The following is a 20721-nucleotide window of genomic DNA, read 5'->3' as shown; positions in this document are numbered from 1 at the left end:
GGTTCTTTGCTGCGCGCGCCTAAGCGGCCGCTGCCTTGTTAATTCTGAAGGGCGAAAACAGCCATTCGAGGTTAGGAAATATTTTAAAAATGAATACAAGTAAGCCATTCAGTACCCCACCGAAGGGTCCCAGCGCCGATTTGGAATCGCTGTCACAGAATGACGTGACCATCTTGGCTGAGACATTCCGCCTCCTGGGTGACCCGTCCCGGCTGAGAATCATGCTGTGCTGCATGAAAGGCTCTTCCTCGGTCGGGGACATCGCTGAAACCCTCGAACTCTCGCAGTCGCTGGTGAGCCACCACCTGCGGCTGCTGCGCGGTGCTCGCCTGGTCAAGGGCGTGCGCCAAGCCAAACAGATCTTCTATGAGGTGGCGGACAAGCACGTGAACCAGGTGCTGCTGGATATGGCCACCCACATCGCGGAAGACCACAACGACGAGTAACTGTTGGGCATAGCATGCCGTTGCGGCGTGGCCTACGTTCCATGGCGATATGCGCCCCACCGCCCGCAGCTGCGTTCGGTGAGGTGGTTTGGATGCCGCTTCCGATCAATCAGAAGTTGAGCGCGCGCTTGTCCACGGCCAGCGAGGCCTCTTTGAACGTCTCGGAGAGGGTCGGATGGGCAAAGCAGATGCGGGCGATGTCTTCGCTGCTGGCCTTGAACGCCATGGCGATCACGGCCTCGGCCACCAGTTCACTGGCCTGCGGGCCGACCACATGCACGCCGAGTATCTCATCAGTGGCAGGATCGGCGATCACCTTGACGAGGCCCGGCGTGTCGCCCAGCGCACGCGCGCGGCCATTGGCCATGAACGGGAAGGAACCGATTCGATAGGCGGTGCCCTGCTCTTTGAGCTGCTGCTCGGTGCGGCCTACCCAGGCAATCTCTGGGCTGGTGTAGATGACGTTGGGGATCGTATTGAAATCGACGTGACCGTGCTGGCCGGCAATGCGCTCGGCCACTGCGACACCTTCCTCTTCCGCCTTGTGCGCCAACATCGGGCCACGCACCACGTCACCGATGGCCCAGATGCCGGGCACACTGGTGCGGCATTCATCGTCCACCAGCACGGCGCCGCGCTCATCCAGTTGGAGTCCCACGGCGGCCGGATTCAGGCCTTCGGTGTTGGGCACACGGCCGATAGCCACGATCACTTTGTCTGCCTGCAAGGACTGCGTCTGGCCCTGGCTGTCGGTGTAGTGAATAGTCACGCCAGCCTCGGTTGCATTGACTTCGCGAACCTTCGCACCTAGTTCGATCTTCAGGCCTTGCTTGTCGAACGCCTTCTTCGCCTCCTTGGCGATGGCTTGGTCGACGATTGGCAGGAAGCTGGGCAAGCCTTCGAGGATCGTGACATCCGCCCCCAGGCGGCGCCAAACGGAGCCCAGCTCCAGGCCGATCACGCCGGCACCGATGACGGCCAACCGATCGGGCACGGCCGCGATGTCCAGCGCGCCGTCGTTGGAGAGCACGACCCGCTCATCGAACGGTAGGTTGGGGAGTGGCCGCACGTTGGAGCCTGTGGCAACGATGATCTGCTTGCCCACCAAGGTAACAGCCTCATCGGCGGCGACGCTCACCTCGAAGCCACCATCGACAGTCCTGGTGAAAGACGCCAGGCCGTTGAAAAACTGGACCTTGTTTTTGCGGAACAGATAAAGGATGCCTTCGTTGCTGGACTTCACGACCTGATTCTTACGTTCCAACATCGTGGTCACATCCATGCGCAGATCACCCGTGGAGATGCCGTGCGTGCCAAAGTGGTGCTTGGCTTGTTCAAAGTTCTCTGACGACTGCAGTAGCGCTTTCGAAGGGATACAACCGATGTTGTTGCAGGTGCCGCCAGGTGCTGGCTTTCCGTCCTTGTTCTTCCAGGCATCTACACAAGCGACCTTCATGCCTAATTGGGCAGCGCGAATGGCCGCGATGTATCCGCCTGGGCCGGCACCGATAACAATGACGTCGAAATGCATTTCCATGATTTACATCTCCAAAGTTTTTGAGGAAATAGTGAGCGCCTATGTCGCGCCTTTTGTCAGGTGGTCGCCAGATTACAGCTCGTTCCCTGACGATCACGTTGAACACTACGGCAGAACGAACCGGGCGCTCGCGGTATTGCCCCCACGTTCGACTTGGACGACGGCCTTCGTGCCCTTGGCTGCGGCGAAGGTCCCGCTGCCTTCGAGGCGGCTTCCGTCCGCGGCAGGCGTGAGTTGCACCTCCTGCTTTTGTGAGCCGGTCAACAGTGTGAGCTTGGCTTTGGTGTTGCTTACATTGACCTGCTTGCCGTGGTCGCGCAGGTAGAGTTGCGCTGCTGCGGGCTGAACGACCAACTCGTAGTCCACGTCCCGGACTTCGGTCACGACGCCACCATGCAGCGGCTTGTGGTCATGCGCGTGGTCATGGTCGCCTGCGGCGAAGGCGGTGACGGATGCCAGGGCGAGGGCGGTGCCGGCCGTGAGGGAACGAAATCGAACAGACATGAAAGCTCCTATAGGGTTACGGTGGTTGAAATCGGGTGACAGAAGGCGTTGCATCAGAATGCCTCCGCGTCGCGGTCGTCCAGCAGGCGTTCGGCAGGCTTGCGGCCGAACAGCCAGAACATGGCGGGTGTAAGGAAGGTGTCTAGCAGCGTGGAGCTGACCAGCCCCGAGAAGATCACCACCGCGACGGGGTGCAGGATCTCAGTACCGGGTCGGGACGCCTCGAACAGCAGCGGGGCCAGCGCGAAGGCCGTGACCAGCGCGGTCATCAGAACCGGGGAAAGCCGTTCGAGCGAGCCACGCACGATCATCTTCTGGTCGAAGTCCTCGCCCTCCATGCGCATGAGGTTGAGGTAGTGGCTCACCTTCAGGATGCCGTTGCGCACAGAAATACCCGCGAGCGTGATGAAGCCGACCAGGGCGGCCACGGACAACGGCTGGCCAGACAGCCACAGCCCCAACACGGCGCCGACCAGGGCCAATGGAATGTTCACCATGATGAGCGCTGATAGGACGACCGACTTGTAGCGCGTGTACAACACCACGAACATGAGCGTCAGGGAGACGATGGACAGCAGGCCCACCAGTCGCGAGGCTTCCTCTTGTGCCTGGAACTGGCCGCCCAGCGTGATGAAGTAGCCTTCGGGCAAGCGCACTTCTTGGACGACGCTGCGTATGTCGGCCACTACTTCGGACAGCGGCCGTCCCTGAGCGTTGGCCGACAAAACTATGCGTCGACGGCCATCGTCGCGGCTGACCTGGTTGGGGCCGTCGCTGTCTTCGATGGTGGCAAGGCGCGACAACGGGACCCGACCCATGGGCGTGTCGATGAGGATGCGGCTCAAGCCCTCAATCGACCGCGCCTGCTCGGGCAGGCGAACCACCAGCGCGAAGCGGCGGTTGCCCTCGATGACCTCGGTGATCTTTTCGCCTTCGACCAGGCTTTGCAGCGTGGACAGAATTTGCGGTGCGGCCACGCCGTAGCGTCCCGCCGCCGCATAATCCACGCGGATTTTGATCTGCGGCGCTAGGACCTGCTTTTCGATCTCCAGGTCAGCAAGCCCCGGAATTCCGGCCAGCTTGGCGCGCAGCAGATCCGCCTGCCCGCGCAGGACGTCCAGGTCCTCGCCGAACACCTTGATGGCGATCTGCGAGCGCACCCCCGACAACATGTGGTCGATGCGGTGCGAGATCGGCTGGCCAATGCCGATGGAGCCGGGCAAGTGAGCCAGACGCGAACGGATGTCGGCGGTGATCTCCTCCATGGAGCGCTTTAGCTCCGAGGCGGGCAGCAGGCCCACGTCCAGCTCGCTGACATGCACGCCTTCGGCATGCTCGTCCAGCTCGGCCCGTCCGCTGCGCCGGCCCACGTGCTGCACCTCTGGCACCTGCGCGACCAGCAGCTCGGCTTGCTGGGCAAGCGCCGAAGATTCGGCCAGCGTCACACCGGGATTCAGGCGCAGGCCCACCAGCAACGTTCCTTCATTGAACGGGGGCAGGAACGTGGTCGGGAAGAATGGCACCGCGGCGACAGCCAGTGTGACAGCCACAGCGGCCATGCCAAGGGCGGCACGCGGCCGCTGCAAGACCCGCTGCAGGCCGCCCTGATAGCGCGTCTTCAACCAGGCTAGAAGCCGAGTGTCGCCATGGTCCAGCGTCCTCATCTTGGGCAGCAGGTAGTACGAAAGCACCGGAGTGACCGTCACAGAGACCAGCAGCGAGGCCAGCGTGGAGACGATGAAGGCGATGCCCAGCGGCACGAACAAGCGCCCCTCCATCCCCGGCAGCGCGAACAGGGGCAGGAACACCAGCACAATGATCATCGTGGCGTAGAGAATCGCCGAGCGAACCTCCATCGAGGCCCTGGCAACGATGACCAGGGGCGTCAGCCGGTTCTCAGGGTGGCGGGTGCGGTCCTCCTTGAGCCGCCGCATGATGTTCTCCACATCGACCACAGCATCGTCCACGAGACCGCCGATGGCGATCGCCAGCCCACCGAGCGTCATGGTGTTGATTGATAGGCCGAAATAGTGGAACACCAGCCCGGTCACGAAGATCGAGGCAGGAATCGCGGTCAACGCGATCACCAGGGGGCGCAAAGTGCCCAGGAAGAAGAACAGGATCACCGCCACGAAGACCGATGCGCCGATGAGCTTGCCTTGCAGCGTGCTGATGGACGCCTCGATGAAGTTGGCTTGTCGGAAGGTCACCTGTGGCTCGGCCATGCCAGCCGGCAGTGAGCCCTTCATGTCCGCCAACGCTGACTCGATCGAGCGGGTCAGTGCAATCGTATCGGCCGTGGGCTGCTTTTGGATGCCCAGGATCACGGCTGGCAGGCCCTCGAAGCCCGCATCGCCGCGCTTGATGGCTGGCGCAAACTGAACATCGGCGACCTGGTGGAGCAGGATGGGTTGGCCCGCACGCACCGCGAGAGGCAGGTTACGCAGGTCGTCGAGTCGGGACGTGCGGCCCAGGTTGCGGATCAGGTACTCGCGGCCATTGATCTCCAGGAAGCCGCCGGAAGTGTTCGCGGAGAAGCCCTTGAGAGCCGCATCCAGATCGGACGCAGTCACGCCCAGCTCTGACATTCGCGTGGTGTTGGGCTGGACCTGGAACTGACGGACCTCGCCTCCGATCGGGATGACTTGGGCAACACCAGGTATGGCCATCAGCCGGGGGCGTAGCACCCAGTCCGCGTACTCGCGAGTGTCCATGGCCGACAGCGGCGGGGCTGCGTTCTTCTGCCCTGAGGGCTTGGCACCGATGGGGATTGCAATCTGCATGATCTCGCCCATCACTGAGCTGATTGGCCCCATAGTGGGCGTCACGCCCGGGGCTAGCCCTTCCTCCATGGACGTCAGGCGTTCGGAGACCATCTGGCGCGCCCGGAAGATGTCGGTCTTCCAGTCAAATGTCACGTAGATGAAGGAAAGCCCGGCGCTGGAGACCGAGCGCACGCTTTCGACGCTGGGCAGGCCGTTCATGGCCGTTTCGAGCGGGAACGTGATGAGTTGCTCGACTTCTTCGGCAGCCATGCCGCCAGCCTCCGTCATGAGAGTGACGGTCGGCTTGTTGAGATCGGGAAAGACATCTACCGGCGTGCGCGTCAGGGTGAACGCGCCATACGCCATCAGCACCAGCGCCCCGATGATGACCAGGAGCCGGTTTCGTAAGCTATTTTCGAGAAGCCACTTGAACATGGAATGGTGCCCCTCAACGAACTTGATTGATCAGGGACGCGCCCTCGACAACCACGCGGTCGCCGTCCGCCAGGCCCGAAGTGACAGCGATGGATGCACCATCCAAAGGAGTGATGTTCACGACACGCGGCTCGAAGCGCTCGGCCTGGTCTTTGACCCAGACGATGTTCTGGTTGGCAGGGTTCTTCATCAGCGCACCGGAAGGCACGCGGTAGCCAGGTACCGTCGTCGCCTCTTGCACGAAGACCACCACCGGCATACCGACCGCCAAGCGCGAGAGGCTTTCGCTGGTGCCCTTGAACAGCATGGGCAGGGCCTGCTCGCGCAGGCTGCTGGCGGCACCGACGAAGCTCAGCGGCACCTTCTGACCGCCTACTGCGAGTGCAGCACCGGCCAGGTTCTGTGCCATTGCCGGATCGTAGGCAAGCGCCTCGATGCGCAGTTGGGTCGGATCGACCACCTCAAACACCAGTTCGCGCGCATCCACGACCTGCCCGGCAACTGCGGGGCTGGATGCGATGACGCCGCTGACTGGGGCCTTCAGTACGTCCCTGCCGGCGAGGCCCCCGCTCAAGGCGCGGGCGCGTTCGGTCAGGCTGTTCACTTCGCTTTCGGCTGCTTCGATCTCCTTGCGGGGCACGGTCTCCGACAGCTCGCGCAGCCGGGCCAAGCGCTTCTGCGCGAGCGCTTGGCCCGCACGCAGCTCGGCAACCTGGGCCATCTGGCCTGAGCGCTCCAGCACACCGCTGGCCGGTTCGATGTAAGCCAGCACCTGGCCCTTGCGCACGGATTGGCCGATCTGCGGCAGACCATCCGGCCCGGGCACCAGCCGGCCCATTACCATTGCCTGGACCTTGCCGCCTGTCGTCGGGTCCATGATTACTTTGCCAGCCAGTTCATGGCTGCGGGCCAAGGGCTCCTGCTTGATCAGCTGGGTGCGTACACCGATCTGACGTTGCGACGGTTTCGGAAGAAACACGCTGCCATCAGGCTGGCGCTGGGGGCCATTGGAAGACGCAGCCGGCGCTTCGTCGCCGTGGTCATGGCCGTCGTGAGCGAACGCGGGAGCAGCCAGAGCCAATGCAGCCGCCATGGCCGTCGTCATTAGGAAACGGAAGTTGCGCTTCATGCTGCACCTCGCAGTGCACCGTTGGTGCGTGTACGTCTGCGCAGCGCCCACGCTAGGACACCGACGCCGAGGACTGCGGCACCGCCACCTAGTACGACCACACGGCCGGATGCGACGGCATGCTCGTGTTCGGCGTCTTCGCTATGAACATCGAGAACGCCCGTCAACAGGTCCGATTGGCCCTGCGCAGTAACAGTGGCCATGATTGAGGTCTCGCCATCGGATAGCGGCTCAGTCAGATCGGCCTCGAACTCTCCAACCCCGTGTGAGCTGACCTTTACCTGTTGACCACCCAGCTCGAGGGTCAGCTCGCCATCGGTCACCGGCCGGTTGTCGGCAGCATGGTCGAGGTAGAGTGTGAGACGCTGGCCGTTCAGCACACCCACCAGTTCGAAGTCATCGGAAACTGCGGCAAAGCGCGGAAGCGCGGCCGCTGCGGGGGCAGGAGCGGCTTCGCCATGGTCATGGCCGTCGCCGGCCCACGTTGCGCTACTGCCAAGCAGGAGGCTGGACAAGGCAGCTGCACGCCAGAAAGAGGATTGCGACATTTCTAAGGTTCCAGGATGGTTGAGCGCGCGCCGATCAGCGCGTGCCGGAGATGTCAGTGAAAGTCTCGGTCGGCTGCGGCAGCGTGCCTTGTGCCTGCAACAGGGACGAGATGGCCGCGGCATGCTCCACCTTGGCGAGCAGCGCCGCGCGCTCGGCCTCGGTGGCCTCCTGCTCGATGCGAAGGCGTGTCGGCATGTCCGTCTCGCCCATCGCGAACGACTTTTGGTAGAAGGTGCGCGTTTGTTGGGCTAGTCGCTGGCGCTCCGAAGCGGCCTGCATCTGGGTGCTGGTTGCCAGTTCGCGCGATTGGGCAGTTCGAATTTCCGAGAGTAGCCGGGTGCGCTGGGCCGCGAGTGCCGACTCAGCCTCCAGTGCCTGCGCATTGGCGCTGGACAATTGCTCGGTATGACGGCTACCCGTACCGAAGGGAATGCGCACACCCACCGTGATCGTCTGGTTGTAGCGTTCGCCGTAGCCGCCCCGATCCCGCGTGGTCGCCAGGGTCAGTTCGGGGTTGGCGTACTTCTGATGGGACACCAGTTCCGCAGAGCGGCGGGCCGCCAGCGCCTTGTGCTGCAGTTCCAGCAGCGCAGGGTGGTTACCCAACAACGCGCCGGACGGCTGTGCCGATGCCGGTTGAACTCGGACACCTGACTGCTCCGGCTGCGCGGAATCGGCCTGCGACGGGATACTCTCGATGCCGGTCAGTGCCAACAACGCCTCGCGCTGCGTGATTTCTTCGGCCTGAGCAATGGCCAGGGCACTACGAGCCGACGCCAAGGCGCCATCGGCCTGGTTTCTGTCGGCTTGCGCCAGGTCGCCCGCGCGAACCCGGCGAGCCACATCTTGCGCCAACTCGTCCGCGCTGCGGGTGCGATCCTGCGCCGCCACCAATTCGGCCTGGGCACGCTGCCATGCCCACCATGCCTGGCGAACCTGTCCGGCCGTGCGTAGCTTGGCGGCCAGCATCCGGCTGGATAGCGCGAGGCTTTCCGCGTCCGCCCAGCGTGCCGACGAGGCGCGCTCACCAGGCATCCAAAGGGGAATAGCCACCCCGACTTCATATTCGCGCTGTCCGTTGCGGTTGTTGAACCGATCAGTTTTGGTGGAGGCTTCCAGCGCCATCGGACCTGCCACCCAACTGCCGGCCGTCTCTTGGCGTGCTTGGGCGGCCTGCTGCCAGGCGCCTTCTCCAGCGGCTTCTGGCTGCCGCTGCCAAGCTGACTCCCACAATTGGGCGACCATATGGCTGTCTGGTCTGGATGGGACGTGAGGGGCGGCTACTGGCTGGGCTAGCACGGTGCCGGCCCAAAGCGTGGATACCGCCCATATCCATCCCTTGCGTATGTCTTTGCGAAGCATTCAATTCTCCATCGGTGTTGCATCAGTACTTACCCCCGGCTGGGTGTTCTCTTTCCGAGCAAGTGCTTGTCGTTGAAAAGCCACTGTTCACTGGCTCAGATATGAACAATTGTATATCTATTCATATGAATGGGAAAGAAAACCTTACATCCTTTGAGCACCAATCGCCTTAGAGAGGGCGTCGGGCGCAAGACATCGAGAGGCGAGGTGGGGCTAATCCACTGCGCAAACAGCTATGCAGACTCCTTGAGCATATCCCCCGGGGGGGATATGATTGCTGCATGAAAGAGATGCACAAGCACACCAGCCACCCAGATCTCGTGAAACGGCTCAAGCGCGCCGAGGGTCATCTGCGACACGTCATCGGGATGATCGAAGGAGAAGAAACCTGCCTGGACATCGCTCGCCAGCTCGCTGCGGTGGAGAGCGCCGTCACAGCGGCCAAGCGCGTCCTGATCCATGACCACATCGACCACTGCCTGTCTCATGGTGAGGACTCCGTTCTGGCCGAAATGAAGGCACTAACCAAACTGCTCTGAGGTCTCTCGATGCTCTCCGTCCTAAAGAACCGCACCTACCGCCACCTGTTCACCGCGCAGGTGATCGCACTCGTCGGCACAGGCCTTCGCCGACCAGTTCCCGCGACGGTCATTACTCGTAGCGCTGGACCTGGTACGAGCGGTTGTCGCGATCTGTTTGCCATTTGTCACCGAGGTCTGGCAGATCTATCTGCTGATCTTTGTCCTGCAAGCGGCATCCGCCGGCTTCACGCCGACTTTCCAAGCCACTATCCCGGACATCCTTCCCGATGAAGAGGACTACACGAAGGCGCTGTCGCTGTCCCGGCTGGCCTATGACCTGGAAAGCCTGATTTCCCCGATGCTGGCTGCTGCGCTGCTGACCGTCATCAGCTTTCACAACCTGTTCGCGGGAACAGTGCTCGGTTTCCTCGTTTCAGCCGCGCTCGTGGTCAGCGTGCGGTTGCCCACAACTATTCCCGGACCGCGCCGCGGCATTTGGGATCGCACGACCCGCGGCACACGCATCTATCTCGCTACGCCACGCCTGCGGGGCCTGCTGGCGATCAGCTTGGCCGTCTCGGCGGCGGGCGCCATGGTGATCGTGAACACGGTGGTTCTCGTGAAGGCGCGCTTTGGCCTAGCAGCCTGTCGGACTTTTCCCCTCGCCGGTAGAATTGCGCATCGCTCCTGGAACCTGACTGTATGAGCCGCTTTCGACCGATAAACCGCGAAATCGACTACTTGCTCCCGCCGTCGGTGCAGGACTGGCTGCCCGAGTCACATTTGGCGCGCTACGTGGTGGAGGTCGTAGAGGGCCTGGATCTGTCGAAGCTGGAGAGCGTCTATGCGGGCCGTGGCAGCGCTGCCTACCATCCGGCTATGTTGCTGTCGTTGCTGATCTACGGCTATGCCACGGGTGCGTATTCAAGCCGCAAGATCGAGCGAGCCAGCTATGACTCCCTGGCGTTCCGGTTTATCGCCTGCGACCAGCACCCGGATCACGACACCCTGGCCAGCTTCCGCCGTCGCCACGGAGAGCAGTTCGCCGCGACCTTTGTGCAGGTACTGCAAATCGCGCGCGAGAACCAAGTCTCGCGTTTTGGCACGGTCAGTCTGGACGGCACCAAGATCCACGCCAATGCCTCGCGGCACAGCGCCCTGTCCTATGCTCACGCCGAGAAGATCGAGGCCCAGCTAAAGGCCGAGGTCCAGGAGATGCTCAAGCTGGCAGAAGCGGCCGATCAGAGCGACCTCCCCGACGGGGTCAGTCTGCCCGACGAGATCAAGCGGCGCGAAGACCGCCTGGCCGCCATAGCAGAAGCCAAGACCAAGATCGAAGCGCGGGCCAAGGAACGCCTCGAGCGCGAGCAGGCCGAGTATCAAGCCAAGCTGGACAAGCGCGAGGCCAAGGAAAAGGCCAACGGCAAGAAGCCTGGAGGCAAACCGCCGAAGCCGCCGCAGGTGGGCCCGCGCCCGGACGACCAGATCAACCTGACCGACGAAGAGTCGCGCATCATGAAGGTGGCTGGTGGCGGCTTCGAGCAGTGCTACAACGCCCAAGCGCTGGTCGATAGCGAATCCATGTTGGTCATGGCGCCGCATGTGACCCAGGCGGGCAACGACAAGGAACAGGTCGTACCGATGCTGGCCAAGCTTCAAGCGCTTCCCGAGGAGCTGAACCAGCCGGAGAAATTCCTGGCCGATAGCGGCTACTTCAGCGAGAAGAATGTCGAAGCCTGCGAGGCCGCCAGGATCGAGCCCCTGATTGCCGTGGGCCGCGACGCCCACCATCGGCACTGGCGCGAGCGTTTCGAAGAGCCGGCAGCGTCATCGGAGCCGACCAGTCCGGTCGACAAAATGAAGCACCGACTCAAGACCAAGGCCGGGCGCGCGGCCTATGGGCAGCGCAAGCAGACGGTGGAACCGGTATTCGGAATCATCAAGTCGGTGATGGGCTTCCGTCAGTTCCTGCTGCGCGGTCTGGCGAATGTCCAGAACGAATGGACCCTGGTGTGCCTGGCGTGGAACTTGAAACGCATGGCCACGTTGCGCCCGCATTCCGTTCAAAATGCGTGAACAGAGGCTGAATCCGCTCGAATTCAGGAAATTCAGGGCAACAACCGGTTAAAAACGCTCAAATAGTGGGCAATTCGCTTTGTCTTTGTCGCGCTCTGTCCATTTATGAATTCAAGTCCGACAGGCTGCTAGGCGAGGTCGAAGTGGCGTCGGCACTGGCGGCATTCGGAGGCGGTTCGATGGTGGCAGCCTTCGTTCTGCCATCCTTACTGGAAAAGGTGGCCGACCGAACCGCGATGCTCACCGGCGCTACCGTACTGGTCGTGGGCACGGGGATCGGCGCACTGCTGCCGAGCTATGCATTGTTGCTGCCGCTGTGGTTGATCATCGGCTTTGGCTACAGCGTGGCGCAAACGCCATCCGGCCGTCTTCTGCGCCGCTCGGCCCATGCCGAGGACCGTCCTGCGATCTTCGCGGCACACTTCGCGCTGTCGCACGCCTGTTGGCTCATCTGCTACCCACTTGCCGGCCGCTTCGGCGCGGTCATGGGCTTGCCATCGACCTTCATTGTCATGTCCCTGGTCGGCTTGGCCGGCGTGGCGCTGACGCTCTGGCTGTGGCCGGCCAGCGACCCTTCTGACGTGGCGCATGACCACCCCAGCTTGCCGCCGGATCACCCTCATTTACGCACACACGCAGACCAAGGCAGGCACCATCACCAGCTGATTCTGGATGACCTGCACCGTATCTGGCCGAAAGGATAGGCACATTTTCTCGTTGCGGCATCACAACGCATGGCTTCGGAGGCTGAGAAGGGTGAGCCAAAATATATCAAATGAACACATATTCATGTGTTATATTTCACCATAGTCAAACACTCAACCAGCAGAGGCGCCCATGTCCCAATCCAATGCACATGATCATGGTCACGACCATGATCACGACCACACCCCCACAGTGACCAGCGCCAACGAGCGCAAGGTTCTGGTTTCCTTCTTCCTGATCTTCGGCTTCATGCTCGTGGAAGCTGTCGGCGGCGTGCTGTCGGGCTCGCTAGCCCTACTTGCCGATGCTGGCCACATGCTGACCGACGCCGTGGCACTTGCCCTGGCTTACGCTGCCTTCCGATTCGGTCGCCGCGCAGCCGACAGCAAACGCACATTCGGTTACCTGCGCTTCGAGGTCATCGCCGGCTTCCTGAACGCCGTGACCCTGTTCGCGATCGTCGCATGGATCGCCTACGAGGCGTGGGAGCGGCTGCAGGCGCCGCCCGTCATCCTCGCCGGCCCGATGATGATCGTCGCCGTGCTCGGCTTACTGATCAACGTCCTCGTGCTGTGGATCATGACCCGCGGCGAAACCGATCACGTCAATGTGAAAGGTGCCATCCTCCACGTGATGGGTGACCTGCTCGGCTCTGTCGGCGCCATCGTTGCAGCGATCGTCATCTACTTCACCGGCTGGACTCCGATCGACCCCATCCTGTCGGTTCTAGTAGCGGCGTTGATTCTGCGCAGCGCCTGGAAGCTCCTGGCCAAGTCGATCCATATCCTGTTGGAGGGTGCGCCAGAGGACGCTTCGCCGGAAAAGGTGGAACAAGGCCTGATGAGCACTGTGCCCGGCCTGGCGGCTGTCAGCCATGTTCACGTGTGGCAACTCACTTCCGGTCGCACGATGGCCACGCTACACGTTCGACCCAACGTGGACGAGGAGGCGCGAGCTGTGGTCAAGCGCGTCGAGGCGGTGCTGCGAGAGCAGTTCAGCATCGAACACGCCACAGTCGGAATCGACTGGAACTCGGAGGCTGACGAGAACATCTGCAGCCTGCAACCCACGACAGGCCGTCAGGACCACAGCGGCCACGACCACAGTGAGCACAATCATGACCATGACCATGACCACTCCGCTCCCGGTCACAAGCATTGAGGCCGTGCTAGACGGTTCGCAGTTCACTTGAGGGTTTGAATCCATGACATCCCGCAAAACCACCAGCGCCGCTATTGTGCAATGTTCGACCTCTAACCACGGCACGACCACTGATGTCCTCGCACTATCGCAAAGTGACGTCGCTGTTCTGGCAGAGACCTTCCGCCTGCTGGGCGACCAATCGCGATTGAAAATCCTGTTGCTGTGCATGCGCGGATCGGTCGTAGTGGGCGACATTGCTGGCTCGCTAGACCTGTCGCAGTCCTTGGTCAGCCATCACCTGCGCCTGTTGCGCGGCGCGCGCCTCGTGCGCGGCGAGCGCCAAGCCAAGCACATCTTCTACGGCATTGCCGACCAGCACGTCAGCCAGGTACTCCAGGACATGGCGGTTCACATTTCGGAGGACAGACACGACGATTGACTGAACATGTGAGTGCGCGCCGGCCTACTCCTTCAAGGGGTAGGCTTTTTTTGGCTATCAATCTAGAGAGACACCGGCGCGCCTTGCTGAATGCCTAGAAGACCCCACAAGCAAAAAGCACTCTAAAAATAAACACTTGAACATATCTTCATGTGTGTTATTATTTGTCTACGGGGTATCCGAAAGGCGTAAGGACCACGCCATTATTTTTAACGTCAAGGAGTATTGACCATGTCCAAGAAAATTCGCTTTGCTGTTCTGCTTTCCGCACTTTTTGCTGCTGGAGCAAACGCTCAACCGTTCGCCGCAGATATGACACGGCAACAGGTCCAAGAAAATCTGACTGCTTGGAGGCAATCTGGGCTGGAAGCGTTGTCTCGCGGCGAAAGCGGCCCGGATACGTCCAGCCCTCAATACCAGGCTGCCTTTCAGCGCTACTTGCAATTGACCCAAGGTGATATGTATCAGGCGCCCTCAGCAGGAAAGACTCGTGCTGAAGTGATGGCTGATTTGGAACTGTGGAAAATCTCCGGCATGCACGCGCTCACCTCGCGCGGAATCACCACCGCTTCGCACACCCAAGCCTACCAACAAGCCTACGAGAGCTACCTCCAGCTCAAGCTGGGTGCGGCTTACAAGGCTCCGGTGGCATTGACTCGTGCTCAAGTAAAGAGTGATTTGGCAGATTGGCAGGTTGCGGGAATGGCTGGATTCTGGGCTGGTGAGCAGACGCCTGATACCTATAGTGATGCCTACCGCACCGCATTTGAAACCTACCAGATGCTGCGCAACAAAAAATGACTTAATGGCAGCAGCATAAAGCAGCGGTCGGATGGTTCAGCCAGAAAGAGATTCTTTCTTTTTTTTGAATAAACATACAAACAAGTGTTCATTTGTTTGTATAACATTCCGATCGCTGATTTGTGCGTCCTGCCACGGCGATTACTCAGAGAACCAGGAGATTGATATGTCTTTGGAAACAAAGGACGGCACAGGAGCGCAGGACGAACAACTGGGCTTTCGGGTCGAAGGTATGGATTGCGCCAGTTGCGTCGGCAAGATTGAAACAGCGCTTGGTCGAATTGATGGCGTATCAAATGTACAGGTTAATTTTACAAATGAGACGCTGACGTTGACGCGCAGCACAAGTAGCCGAAATACTGCACGCGACATTGCCAAGAAAATCCGGTCCCTGGGCTTCGACGTGCAGGCACTGCCCGCGTCCGAAATGTCCGCAGCACCTGCACCGCGCCATGCGGCCCACGCGCATGACCACGCCGGCTGCGGCGGCCACCATGACCATGGGCATGCCCACGACCACGGGCACGATCATTCGCACGGCAAAGCGTGCGGTGATGACCATGGGCATGCCCATGGTCACGGCCATGCCCATGACCATGGGCATGCCCATGGTCACGGCCATGCCCATGACCACGGTCACGATCACGGGGCCTGCAGTGGGCATGACCATGCGCCGGCCTCTGCCTCCCGTGGAGCACCCAGCACGCCCCCCAACGTGTCCATGCGCGTCGAGGGCATGGACTGCGCCAGTTGCGTCGGCAAGATCGAAACGGCCCTCGCTCGCATGGATGGCGTGTCCGATGCCCGCATCAACTTCACCGCAGAAACGCTGGAATTGACGCTCGCGTCTGGCGGCCCCACGCAGCTCGGCCACATCGAGAAGACCATCAAGAGCCTGGGCTTCGGCGTCTCCGACGTGCGCCGCCATGATGGCTCAGCACCCGCGGCCCCAGCAGCAGCATCGACGGCGCGCCATCAGCGCTGGTGGCAGACGAAGAAAGGCAGGCACGTGCTGGGCCTGGGCGGCCTGATGGGCTCGGCCTACGCGATCGCGCAGTTCGTTCCTGGCTACGCTGAATGGATCTTCGCCGCTGCGGTGATCGCGGGCGTGCTGCCGTTCGCTCGCAAAGCCTTCGCGCTGGCTGTGTCAGGCTCGCCGTTCTCTATCGAAACGCTGATGGTCGTCGCCTCGCTGGGCGCGCTCGTGATAGGCGAGGCCGAGGAAGCTGCTGCCGTGGTGTTCCTGTTCGCGATCGGCGAGCTGCTGGAAAGCGTGGCCGCCGGCCGCGCGCGCGCCGGCATCAAGGCGCTGGCCTCCCTGGTGCCTAAGACGGCGGTACTGCTCGATGCCGCGGGCGGGCAGCGCGAAGTGCCCGCCGCTTCCCTGCGCGTGAGCGACCGCGTGCTGGTGCGCCCTGGTGACCGGGTGCCTGCGGACGGCAAGATCCTCCGCGGTGAAAGCAGCCTGGACGAGTCGCCTATCACCGGCGAGTCCGTACCGCGTCAAAAGGCTATCGGTGCCGACGTGTTCGCCGGCTCCATCAACGTCGATGGCGTGCTCGAAGTACAAGTCGAGAAGACGGCATCGGACAACACCATTTCTCGCATCATCCAACTGGTGGAGCAGGCGCAGTCCTCCAAGGCGCCCACGGCTCGCTTCATCGAAAAGTTCAGCCGCTACTACACCCCTGCCGTCATGGCCATCGCGGCGTTGATCGTGGTGGTTCCGCCACTTGCCATGGGTGGCGACTGGGGTACCTGGCTGTACCGCGGCCTCGCACTGCTGTTGATTGCCTGCCCATGTGCGCTGGTGCTCTCCACACCGGCGGCCATCGCCTCGGGCCTTGCGGTGGCCACACGACGGGGCCTGCTGATCAAGGGTGGCAACGCGTTGGAAACCATCGGCCGCGTGCGCGCAATTGCCTTCGACAAGACTGGCACGCTGACCGAGGGCAAGCCGCGCATCACCGAGGTCCTGCCCTTCGGGCTGTTCAAGCATCAACAGGTCCTTGCGCTTGCCGCCGCTGTCGAGTCCGGCTCAAACCATCCCTTGGCGAAGGCCATTGTCGCCCATGCCAAGAGCCTGGACGTGGCGATTCCCCAGGCCACGGGCGCATCGGCCATTGCCGGCAAGGCGGTGCGCGCCACCGTGAACGGCAGTGCGCTCGCTGTCGGATCGCCCGCCCATGCGGAACAGACGGCCACGCTGACAGCCGCGCACCGCAGGGAAATCGACAAGCTGGAGGATGGCGGCAAGACCGTGGTGGTCCTGTTCGACGAAGCCAGCAAGAACGTTCTGGGCCTGCTGGCCCTGCGCGACGAGCCCCGCCGCGACGCGCGCGAAGGCGTGGCCCAGCTCAACGCCATGGGCGTGCGCTCGGTCATGCTGACCGGCGACAACCGCCGCACCGCGCAGGCGATCGCCGGCAAGCTGGGCATCGAGTGGGAGGCCGAGCTGCTGCCGCAGGACAAGCTGCGCTTGGTCAACGAGATGAAGCGTGATGCCAAGGTGGCGATGGTCGGCGACGGCATCAACGACGCGCCGGCCTTGGCGACCGCCGACGTGGGTATCGCCATGGGCGGCGGCACGGACGTGGCGCTGGAAACCGCCGATGCCGCGCTGCTCAAGAGCCGCGTCACGGACGTGGCCCACCTGGTGGCCCTGTCGCGGGCGACGATGGCCAACATCCACCAAAACGTCGTATTCGCCATTGGCCTCAAGGGCTTGTTCCTGGTCACCACCGTGTTGGGTATCACCGGCTTGTGGGTTGCCGTGCTGGCCGACACCGGCGCCACGGCCCTGGTCACGCTGAACGCACTGCGCCTGCTGCGCTTCAAGGGCGCGCCGGAGGCCAACCACGGCGACGACGCCGGGCGTCCCACCACCTTGCCCGTGCCGTCTGCCCGCTGAGGCAACAAGAGGGCTTGACCTTGCCTTCGTTGTAACGCCTAGCCTCCACACAAATTTCTGCAGAGCGCTTCGGAAGGGCCGGAGTCCTGCATCCAAGAAAGGGGCACTTCCATGCGTAAAAAAATCAGAATCGTTGTGGTGGCAGGCGTCATCGCAGCCGTCGGGGGCATAGCGATTGCCGCCCGCGACGCCAAGGACGAGGGCAAGGCCGCGGCGCCCCCGGCGGGCGCGCCGATGGCGCCGCAGGTGCCCGTGGCCGAGGTCATCACCCGCACGGTCGCGCCATCGGCCGAGTACACCGGCTTCCTGGCCGCGCCCAAGACCGTCGAGCTGCGCTCGCGGGTCGGCGGCGCCGTCGATGCGGTGAGCGTTCCCGAAGGTAGCCTCGTGCGCAAGGGCCAACTGCTGTTCCAGATCGACCCGAGGCCGTTCCAGGTTGCGCTCGACACGGCCGTGGCGCAACTGCGTCAGGCCGAGGTGCTGGCCAGCCAGGCCCAGGCCGACTTTGACCGCGCCGAGCGCCTGGTGGCGACCGGCGCCGTCGCGCGCAAGACCTATGACGATGCCGCCTCCGCACGCAACGCGCGCCAGGCTCAGGTGCAGGCGGCTAAGGCCGCCGTTGCTGCGGCTCAGCTGGACCTGTCCTACGCCCGCGTCACTGCGCCCATCGCCGGGCGCGTCGACCGCGTGCTCGTGACCGAGGGCAACTTGGTCAGCGGTGGCGGCGCCGGCGCGGCCACGCTGCTGACCACGATCGTATCCATCGACCCGTTGCACGTGTACTTCGACATTGATGAGGCCACCTATCTCAACGTCGTCAGCCGCTCGCGGCCCGCTGCGGGCGCCGGCGGCAAGGCCTCGCTGCCCGTGCAGGTCGGGCTGACCACGGACAAGGGTTTCCCGCACAGGGGCGCGCTCGACTTCGTGGGCAACACCATTGACCGAAGCACCGGCACGATCCGCGCGCGCGCCGTTGTGCCCAACCCGGATGGGCGCATGGCACCCGGCATGTTCGCCCGGGTCAAGCTGTCCACCGGCGCGGCGCGCGAGGCCGTCCTGATCGACGATCAGGCCGTGGGCACCGACCAAGGGCGCAACTACGTGCTGGTCGTGGGCGAGAACAACCAGGCCCAGTACCGGCCCATCGAACTGGGGCCGGTGGTGGACGGGCTGCGCGTCATCAACGGCAGCCTGCAGGCCGGTGAGAAGATCATCATCAAGGGCCTCGTGCGCCCCGGCATGGCGGTCACGCCGCGCATGGTGCCCATGCAGCCGCCCGCGGCACCGGCCGCCGGCGCGGACCCCGCCAAGGCTGACGGCGCGGCCGGCTCGGCGGAGGCCCGCAAATGAATTTCCCCCGCTTCTTCATCAACCGGCCCATCTTCGCCATCGTCCTGTCGGTGCTGATGCTGATCGCGGGCGCGATCAGCTACTTCCAGCTGCCGCTGAGCGAATACCCGCAGGTCACGCCTCCCACGGTGCAGGTCACCGCTAGCTATCCCGGTGCCAACCCGCAAGTGATCGCCGATACCGTGGCATCACCGCTGGAGCAGGCGATCAACGGCGTAGAAGGCATGATGTACATGCAGTCTCAGATGTCCACCGACGGGAAAATGGTGCTCACCGTCTCCTTCGAGCAGCATATCAACGCCGACATTGCGCAGATCCAGGTGCAAAACCGGGTCTCGCGGGCGTTGCCGCGCCTACCGCCTGAAGTTCAGCGCATCGGTGTTGTCACCGAGAAAACGTCGCCGGACGTTCTCATGGTGGTGCATTTGCTTTCGCCTGGAGGTCGATATGATCCGCTGTACGTCTCCAACTACGCCACACTTCATGTGAAGGATGAGCTGGCTCGTACGCCAGGCGTCGGCGATGTCCTAGTCTGGGGCGCCGGGGAGTATTCGATGCGGGTCTGGCTCGAACCCGCCAAGGTCGCTGCTCGTGGGCTGATCGCGAGCGACGTGGTTGCCGCCATCCGCGAGCAGAACATACAGGTTGCCGCTGGTTCGGTTGGTCAGCAGCCGGATGCCTCGGCGGCGTTCCAGGTCACGGTCAACACTCTGGGCCGACTGTCGAGCGAGGAGCAATTCGGCGAGATCGTCGTGAAGACGGGCGCCGACGGCCAGGTAACTCGCCTGCGGGATGTCGCCCGCATCTCGATGGGGGCCGATTCCTACTCTTTGCGCAGCCTGCTCAATGGCGAGCCGGCGGTGGGGATACAGATCATCCAGAGCCCGGGCGCGAACGCGCTGGATGTGTCTAGCGCGGTGCGCGCGGCAATGGACCGACTTCAAGCTATTGATCCGGCCTCAATGAACTTGACTCAAGCCGCATAGCGTACCGTGGCGTGCTCGAAGTACTTGCGGATGCGCTCGGGCTGGCGTTGCACGCTGCGAAGGTGCTTGGCTGTGGCTTTGGCCAGTTGCAGCTTCGTTCGCGCCGGTGCCAGCTTCGTGACCGCCTGCTTGATATCCGCATTGGCCATCTCATCCGGGTTCAACTCCGGGCTATAGCTCGGTAGGTAGAACACCTCGATGGCATCGGCATGCTCGGCCAGCCAGGCCTTGACCGGTTTGGCATGATGCACCCGCAGGTTGTCCAGGATCAGGAACACCTTCTTGGTCTGTCCCTTGATCAGCCGGCGCAGGAAGTCGATCAGGATTGTGGTGTTGAGCGCCCCGTCAAAGATGCGCCAGCGCATCTGCCCTTTGTTGGTCACGGTGGAGATGACCGACAGGTTGTGGCGCTTGTTGTTGACCCGCACCACCGGCGTCTGGCCCTTGGGCGCAAAACCACGGCCGCGTACATCGTCGCTGCGCAGTCCACTCTCGTCGCCCCAGTGAATTTCGGCTCCCTCGGCCTTGGCCCGCGCGGCAATGGCGGGGTAGTCCTCGTCGAGCCACTTCTTGACCGCCGCCGGTGACTGCTCGTAGGCCTTCTTCATCGGCTTTTGCGGCGTGAAGCCCCAGCGCGCCAGGTACTTGCCCATGGTGCGCACTTGCAGTCGCAGCCCAAAGCGCTGTTCGATGAGTTGGGCCACAGCGGCGCGGGTCCACAGCGCGTAGGGCATCTTGAGCTGATCGGGCGTCTTGTCGGCGATGAGCTTGCGCACCAGGGCCTCCTGGGCGGGGTCGAGCAAGCGGTTTTCGCCGAGCTTGCGCCCGCCAATGGCGTCGTGCAGCGCCTTGGCACCGAGCGCCTCATGGCGTTTGCAGATGTTGAAGACGCCTGTGCGACTCAGGCCGGTGAGCGCGGCGATCTTGTCGTAGGTGTTGCCGGCCTTGCGTAGCCGGATGACCTGAACCCGGCGCTCATGCCGCGCTTCGTGGCTCAACGATCTCATGTCAGTTGCTTGCATGAATCCGAGTTGGGGGCGGTGCAGATAAATTCAAGTGCAC

The 20721-nt window shown here is 62.7% G+C and carries 16 protein-coding genes and 2 pseudogenes; 11 read left to right on the top strand and 7 right to left on the bottom strand.

The window, feature by feature from the left end; genetic code table 11:
- Positions 1-89: 89 nt before the first annotated feature.
- Positions 90-446, top strand: a complete 357-nt coding sequence (locus LG388_RS21095; protein ID WP_015912826.1) for a metalloregulator ArsR/SmtB family transcription factor — start codon at positions 90-92, stop codon at positions 444-446.
- Positions 447-555: 109 nt separating this feature from the next.
- Here LG388_RS21095 and lpdA read toward each other — a convergent pair whose 3' ends face one another.
- The 6 genes from lpdA to LG388_RS21065 all read right to left on the bottom strand — a co-directional run bounded on the left by lpdA (position 556) and on the right by LG388_RS21065 (position 8727).
- Positions 556-1983, bottom strand: coding sequence for a dihydrolipoyl dehydrogenase (gene lpdA, locus LG388_RS21090; protein ID WP_015912827.1), 1428 nt, complete (start codon positions 1981-1983; stop codon positions 556-558).
- Between the two features lie 105 nt (positions 1984-2088).
- Positions 2089-2487 carry a hypothetical protein gene (locus LG388_RS21085; protein ID WP_015912828.1) on the bottom strand — a complete coding sequence of 133 codons (399 nt, stop codon included), beginning with the start codon at positions 2485-2487 and terminating at the stop codon, positions 2089-2091.
- A 53-nt stretch (positions 2488-2540) separates the two neighbouring features.
- Positions 2541-5687, bottom strand: a complete 3147-nt coding sequence (locus LG388_RS21080; protein ID WP_012614056.1) for an efflux RND transporter permease subunit — start codon at positions 5685-5687, stop codon at positions 2541-2543.
- 13 nt (positions 5688-5700) lie between these two features.
- Complete coding sequence (locus LG388_RS21075) at positions 5701-6816, bottom strand: efflux RND transporter periplasmic adaptor subunit (RefSeq protein WP_003821159.1); 1116 nt, start codon at positions 6814-6816, stop codon at positions 5701-5703.
- Positions 6813-7364 carry a hypothetical protein gene (locus LG388_RS21070; RefSeq protein WP_225784560.1) on the bottom strand — a complete coding sequence of 184 codons (552 nt, stop codon included), beginning with the start codon at positions 7362-7364 and terminating at the stop codon, positions 6813-6815. Before LG388_RS21070 ends, LG388_RS21075 begins: the two co-directional genes overlap by 4 nt.
- Positions 7365-7398: 34 nt before the next feature.
- Positions 7399-8727, bottom strand: a complete 1329-nt coding sequence (locus tag LG388_RS21065; protein WP_003821158.1) for a TolC family protein — start codon at positions 8725-8727, stop codon at positions 7399-7401.
- Between the two features lie 281 nt (positions 8728-9008).
- Here LG388_RS21065 and LG388_RS21060 point away from each other — a divergent pair, with 281 nt between their 5' ends.
- The 10 genes and pseudogenes from LG388_RS21060 to LG388_RS21005 form a co-directional block, all read left to right on the top strand.
- Positions 9009-9266, top strand: a complete 258-nt coding sequence (locus tag LG388_RS21060) for a metal-sensing transcriptional repressor (protein WP_304956861.1) — start codon at positions 9009-9011, stop codon at positions 9264-9266.
- A gap of 9 nt (positions 9267-9275) precedes the next feature.
- Positions 9276-9888, top strand: a pseudogene (locus LG388_RS21055) (MFS transporter); the annotation flags it as partial.
- 62 nt (positions 9889-9950) lie between these two features.
- Complete coding sequence (locus tag LG388_RS21050) at positions 9951-11324, top strand: IS1182 family transposase (RefSeq protein ID WP_003458619.1); 1374 nt, start codon at positions 9951-9953, stop codon at positions 11322-11324.
- Positions 11325-11389: 65 nt separating this feature from the next.
- Positions 11390-12028, top strand: coding sequence for an MFS transporter (locus LG388_RS21045; protein WP_225784559.1), 639 nt, complete (start codon positions 11390-11392; stop codon positions 12026-12028).
- 133 nt (positions 12029-12161) lie between these two features.
- Positions 12162-13190 (top strand): cation diffusion facilitator family transporter, encoded by a 1029-nt coding sequence (locus LG388_RS21040; protein ID WP_021205762.1) that lies wholly within the window; start codon positions 12162-12164, stop codon positions 13188-13190.
- 43 nt (positions 13191-13233) lie between these two features.
- Positions 13234-13611: a helix-turn-helix transcriptional regulator gene (locus tag LG388_RS21035; RefSeq protein ID WP_058160189.1), complete on the top strand. Its 378-nt coding sequence runs from the start codon at positions 13234-13236 to the stop codon at positions 13609-13611.
- A gap of 231 nt (positions 13612-13842) precedes the next feature.
- Positions 13843-14412, top strand: a complete 570-nt coding sequence (locus tag LG388_RS21030; protein ID WP_021204993.1) for a DUF4148 domain-containing protein — start codon at positions 13843-13845, stop codon at positions 14410-14412.
- Between the two features lie 166 nt (positions 14413-14578).
- On the top strand, positions 14579-17323 hold the full coding sequence (locus LG388_RS21015; protein WP_082138084.1) for a heavy metal translocating P-type ATPase: 2745 nt from the start codon (positions 14579-14581) through the stop codon (positions 17321-17323).
- A 111-nt stretch (positions 17324-17434) separates the two neighbouring features.
- On the top strand, positions 17435-18673 hold the full coding sequence (locus LG388_RS21010) for an efflux RND transporter periplasmic adaptor subunit (protein ID WP_225784558.1): 1239 nt from the start codon (positions 17435-17437) through the stop codon (positions 18671-18673).
- Positions 18670-19638, top strand: a pseudogene (locus LG388_RS21005) (efflux RND transporter permease subunit); the annotation flags it as partial. The gene LG388_RS21010 and the pseudogene LG388_RS21005, both read left to right, overlap by 4 nt.
- An 8-nt stretch (positions 19639-19646) precedes the next feature.
- On the opposite strand, the gene LG388_RS21000 reads toward LG388_RS21005, so the two are convergent.
- Entirely contained in the window at positions 19647-20681 is a 1035-nt protein-coding gene (locus tag LG388_RS21000; protein ID WP_225781239.1) for an IS630 family transposase, read from the bottom strand.
- Positions 20682-20721 lie beyond the last annotated feature (40 nt).

Origin of the sequence: Xenophilus sp. Marseille-Q4582, from assembly GCF_916700565.1 — a bacterium.
Taxonomy (GTDB): domain Bacteria; phylum Pseudomonadota; class Gammaproteobacteria; order Burkholderiales; family Burkholderiaceae_C; genus Xenophilus.
Note: the sequence above shows the minus strand (reverse complement) of the source record. Positions and strands in the feature narration are given on the sequence as shown.

Coding starts and splice junctions, on each gene's coding strand:
- LG388_RS21095 (WP_015912826.1), top strand. CDS start 90: ATGAATACAAGTAAGCCATTCAGTACCCCACCGAAGGGTCCCAGCGCC.
- lpdA (WP_015912827.1), bottom strand. CDS start 1,983: ATGGAAATGCATTTCGACGTCATTGTTATCGGTGCCGGCCCAGGCGGA.
- LG388_RS21085 (WP_015912828.1), bottom strand. CDS start 2,487: ATGTCTGTTCGATTTCGTTCCCTCACGGCCGGCACCGCCCTCGCCCTG.
- LG388_RS21080 (WP_012614056.1), bottom strand. CDS start 5,687: ATGTTCAAGTGGCTTCTCGAAAATAGCTTACGAAACCGGCTCCTGGTC.
- LG388_RS21075 (WP_003821159.1), bottom strand. CDS start 6,816: ATGAAGCGCAACTTCCGTTTCCTAATGACGACGGCCATGGCGGCTGCA.
- LG388_RS21070 (WP_225784560.1), bottom strand. CDS start 7,364: ATGTCGCAATCCTCTTTCTGGCGTGCAGCTGCCTTGTCCAGCCTCCTG.
- LG388_RS21065 (WP_003821158.1), bottom strand. CDS start 8,727: ATGCTTCGCAAAGACATACGCAAGGGATGGATATGGGCGGTATCCACG.
- LG388_RS21060 (WP_304956861.1), top strand. CDS start 9,009: ATGAAAGAGATGCACAAGCACACCAGCCACCCAGATCTCGTGAAACGG.
- LG388_RS21050 (WP_003458619.1), top strand. CDS start 9,951: ATGAGCCGCTTTCGACCGATAAACCGCGAAATCGACTACTTGCTCCCG.
- LG388_RS21040 (WP_021205762.1), top strand. CDS start 12,162: ATGTCCCAATCCAATGCACATGATCATGGTCACGACCATGATCACGAC.
- LG388_RS21035 (WP_058160189.1), top strand. CDS start 13,234: ATGACATCCCGCAAAACCACCAGCGCCGCTATTGTGCAATGTTCGACC.
- LG388_RS21030 (WP_021204993.1), top strand. CDS start 13,843: ATGTCCAAGAAAATTCGCTTTGCTGTTCTGCTTTCCGCACTTTTTGCT.
- LG388_RS21015 (WP_082138084.1), top strand. CDS start 14,579: ATGTCTTTGGAAACAAAGGACGGCACAGGAGCGCAGGACGAACAACTG.
- LG388_RS21010 (WP_225784558.1), top strand. CDS start 17,435: ATGCGTAAAAAAATCAGAATCGTTGTGGTGGCAGGCGTCATCGCAGCC.
- LG388_RS21000 (WP_225781239.1), bottom strand. CDS start 20,681: ATGCAAGCAACTGACATGAGATCGTTGAGCCACGAAGCGCGGCATGAG.